Raw genomic sequence first — 3,823 nt, 5'->3', positions numbered from 1 at the left:
AGGAGATCCTTGAGCTCGGCGGCGGTGATGGTCGACCCGGCTGCGGCCGCGGTGCCTTCCTCCGACACCACACCGCAGAACGCGTCGTAGTCGATCAGTTCGGTGATCGGCTCACGCTGCGGATCGCGGCGCAGCTTGATGGTGCGGTAGTTCATGTCCAGTGCGTCGTAGACCATCAGGCGGCCGAGCAGCGTCTCACCGATGCCGGTGATCAGCTTGATCGCCTCGGTCACCATCACCGATCCGATCGACGCGCACAGCACGCCCAGCACGCCACCCTCGGCGCAGGAGGGGACCATTCCCGGCGGCGGGGCCTCCGGGTACAGGTCGCGGTAGTTGATGCCGCGCCCGTCGGGGGCGTCTTCCCAGAACACCGAGACCTGGCCCTCGAAGCGGTAGATCGAGCCCCACACGTAGGGCTTGCCCGCGAGGACGGCGGCGTCGTTGACGAGGTAGCGGGTGGCGAAGTTGTCGGTGCCGTCGACGATCAGGTCGTACTCGGCGAACAGCTCCACGGCGTTCTCGGGCTCCAGGCGGATCTTGTGCAGCCGCACGTCGATCCCGGAGTTGATCTCCAGGATGGAATCGCGGGCGCTGTCGGCCTTGGGACGGCCGATATCGGATTCGCCGTGGATGATCTGGCGCTGCAGGTTGGAGGCGTCGACCTCGTCGAACTCGACGATGCCGAGCGTGCCGACACCGGCCGCGGCCAGATAGAGCAGGGCAGGCGCGCCGAGGCCGCCCGCGCCGATCACGAGGACCTTGGCGTTCTTCAACCGCTTCTGACCGTCGACACCGAGATCGGGGATGATCAGGTGCCTGCTGTAGCGAGCGATTTCGTCCTTGGTCAGTTCCGCGGCCGGTTCGACCAGCGGCGGCAACGTCCCTGTGAGAGACACGTGAGAACTCCTGTATCTGAAGGCGGCTGGGCCTGGTGGCCGTTCTGCTGTCTACAACAAGACCCGCCGCGCTGTTCTTCCCGTCCATGGTCCCGCATGGGCGAGGCCACTAGCCGCGCGGGTAGGGCCAGGGGTTGAAGCGGCAGGTCTTGCCGTCGGCGGGGACCACGCCGTGGGGGTCGAGCAGGGCGATGTCGTTGTTCTTGGTGCCGAAGGTCTGCTGCATCATGATCGGCGCGAGGCCGCCGTCGGTCTCGCACGGCTGATGGCCGTGATAGCCGATGGCGTGGCCGACCTCGTGGTTGATCTGGTACTGCCGGTAGGAACCGATGTCGCCGTCGAAGGCCAGCGCGCCGCGGACCCAGCGGACCTCCGAGAGCACGACCCGGTCGAGGTCGGCGTTGTAGCACGACGAGTCGATCGGGATCTCGAAGCCGCACGCGGCACGGGTGCTTTCGCGAGAGGTGAGCGAGAGCCGGAAGTCGGCCGGGCCCGCGTCGATGCGCTGGAAGCCGAACTTGGGGTCGTTGGTCCAGCTCTTCGGGTTGGCCAGGGTGGTCTCCACCATCTTCGCCACGGCGGCGTCGCCACCGAACGGTGCGGTGTCGATGCCGTCCTCGACTTCGACGGTGTAGCGGAACACGCGCTCGGTGCCGGCGCCGACCTGGGCGCTGGTGCCCGGCACCACATGCCAGGTGCCCGCCGCGCGCTCGACGTAGTCGCCGCCCTCCGGCAGCGCGCCCAGCGGCAGATCGGCGGGGAACTTGCCGTCGCCGGGGGGTGCGCCGATGATGCCGGACTGCGCCACCTTGGGACTCAGCGCGCCGAAGCCGGGATCGCTCGGCGGCGGGATCGGTCCGGTGCGCACCGCGTCGACGACGACCAGCACGGTGATGGCGAGCAGCACCGGCAGCGCGTAGGCCCGCCACCCGTAGGCGGACACGAATCGACCGAGCGCGCTCTGCTTCTTCGCCTCCCGCTGCGGGCTGCGCGGGCGGCCGTTGTCGTGGTCGGTGGGATCCCAGCGGGCACGCAGCGGCTGGCGGGATCGGTCGGCGGGCTGATAGAGCCCGAGCGGGTCGTAGACCTGCAACTCCCGCCCCTCCTGCGCCGACGTGACAGCACCGGACTCGGAGGGTTGCGTGGAGCGAGCGACATCGCGCCCGCCGTCGGCATGGTCATCCGTCCGGTCGGTCACCCCATCAGATTCTCACAGTGCGCAAATCCGCCGTACGGGCGGCCGGAGGAGATCGCGCGGTTACGGCCCGGCGAACTCCGTGGACTGGTACTACATTTCCAGGGCGAGACGCAGGGCGAACACCGTGCGAGTATCGTTCGTGGGATACCCGACCGCACACCCGGCGGCCTGGGGAATCGACTATAGAGAGCCGAGATGACTGACCTCGTGGACCGCATGCCCTCGCGCCGATCGGTGCCGGAGACGGTCCCGGCCAAACGCGGCACCCGCCTGCCTCGCGACGAGCGCCGCCAGCAGCTGCTGCTCGCCGCCAGCGAGGTCTTCGTCCAGCGCGGCTACCACGCGGCGGGCATGGACGAGATCTCCCAGGTAGCCGGGGTCAGCAAGCCGGTGCTGTACCAGCACTTCGCCAGCAAGCTGGAGCTGTACCTGGCGGTGCTGCAGAACTACGTCGACATCCTGGTGTCGAGCGTGCGCCAGGCGCTGCGCTCCACCACCGACAACAAGCAGCGCGTGCGGGCCGCGGTCGCCGCGTACTTCGATTTCGTCGACAACGAGATGCAGGGCTTCCGCCTCGTCTTCGAATCCGACCTCACCAGCGAACCGCAGGTGCAGCGCCGGGTCGAGCAGGCCACCGAAGCCTGTGTCGACGCGGTGTTCGATCTGGTCGCCCACGACTCGGGTCTCGACCCGTACCGCGCGCGCATCCTTGCCGTCGGCCTCGTCGGCGCCAGCCAGTTCTCGGCGCGCTACTGGCTCGAAGCCGACCGCCCGGTCCCCAAGGACGAAGCCGTCGACACCACGGTGTCGCTGGCCTGGGGTGGCCTCAAGCACGTGCCGCTGACCGCCGCCCAGCGTGCCTACTCCCAGGACCTCTGAGTCCGCAACGACGGAAAATGCCCCGCCATCGGAAATGGCGGGGCATTTTTGTGTTCGCAGCTCAGATCGTGGCGAAGCCGACTCGGCCGACGGCCGGGGAACCGATTTCCACGTAGGCGACCTTCGCGGCCTGGATCAGGAACTTGCGGCCCTTCTCGTCGGTGAGTGACACGACACCGGCGGAGCCGCTCAGCGCATCGGACACCAGCGCCTCGATCTCATCAGGGCTCTGCGCACTGTTGATCACGAGCTCGCGCGGGCTATCCGAAATACCGATCTTGACCTCCACGGCCAACCTCCGAACGTAAGAGTCCTGTGTTGTCAGGTCCCAGGCTAGTGCAGCCCGAACACCACCGCTCCCACACCTGGTGCGCTGTCAGCGAACGGGATCAGGCGGGCTCGATCAGTTCGATCTCGAGTTCGATCTTCACGGTGTCCGACAGCATGCCCGGCATAGCGACGCCGACGCCGAAGTCGGTGCGCTTGATGGCGCCGGTGGCGGAGAAACCCGCGTGCCGGGTGCCGTCGGGGAAGTCGGCGATGCCGCCCCATTCGACGTCGAGGGTCAGCGGCTGGGTGATCGCGCCCAGGGTGGCCTCGCCGGTGACGGTGAAGGTTTCGGCGACCCGGACCGGCTGGGTGGCACGGAAGCTCAGGGTCGGGCGGTTGGCGACGTCGAGGAAGTCGGCCTGGCGGATGTGAGCGTCGCGGTCGGCGTTGCTGGTGTCGAAGGAATCGAGTTCGATGGTGGCGCCGAGGGTGGCCGCGCCCGTCTCGTCCACGACGAACTCGGTCTGGAAGCGGGTGAATCCGCCGCGCACCTTGGCGATCCCGAGGTGGCGAATGG

5 protein-coding genes are annotated in these 3,823 nt (G+C 68.1%); 1 reads left to right on the top strand and 4 read right to left on the bottom strand.

Annotation, left to right across the window (positions count from 1 at the left end; genetic code table 11):
* Both moeB and ACFWF3_RS27590 read right to left on the bottom strand, forming a co-directional pair.
* On the bottom strand, positions 1-899 hold an 899-nt coding region (gene moeB / locus ACFWF3_RS27595; RefSeq protein ID WP_379316322.1), incomplete at its 3' end, for a molybdopterin-synthase adenylyltransferase MoeB.
* A 109-nt stretch (positions 900-1,008) separates the two neighbouring features.
* Positions 1,009-2,097 carry a DUF3152 domain-containing protein gene (locus ACFWF3_RS27590; protein ID WP_378991265.1) on the bottom strand — a complete coding sequence of 363 codons (1,089 nt, stop codon included), beginning with the start codon at positions 2,095-2,097 and terminating at the stop codon, positions 1,009-1,011.
* Positions 2,098-2,292: 195 nt separating this feature from the next.
* On the opposite strand from ACFWF3_RS27590, the gene ACFWF3_RS27585 reads away from it, so the two are divergent.
* A complete protein-coding gene (locus ACFWF3_RS27585; protein ID WP_056812916.1) occupies positions 2,293-2,976 on the top strand; it encodes a TetR/AcrR family transcriptional regulator in 684 nt (227 codons plus the stop codon).
* 61 nt (positions 2,977-3,037) lie between these two features.
* Here the strand turns inward: ACFWF3_RS27585 and ACFWF3_RS27580 are convergent, their stop codons facing one another.
* Both ACFWF3_RS27580 and ACFWF3_RS27575 read right to left on the bottom strand, forming a co-directional pair.
* Positions 3,038-3,265: a DUF3107 domain-containing protein gene (locus tag ACFWF3_RS27580; protein WP_067450585.1), complete on the bottom strand. Its 228-nt coding sequence runs from the start codon at positions 3,263-3,265 to the stop codon at positions 3,038-3,040.
* Positions 3,266-3,365: 100 nt separating this feature from the next.
* Positions 3,366-3,823 (bottom strand): YceI family protein (locus tag ACFWF3_RS27575; protein ID WP_379316320.1); only part of this gene is annotated, 458 nt, incomplete at its 5' end.

This window comes from Nocardia sp. NPDC060220 (genome assembly GCF_042727815.1).
Taxonomy (GTDB): domain Bacteria; phylum Actinomycetota; class Actinomycetes; order Mycobacteriales; family Mycobacteriaceae; genus Nocardia.
The sequence above is the reverse complement of the archived record's forward strand: the minus strand, read 5'-3'. Positions and strand labels throughout refer to the sequence as shown.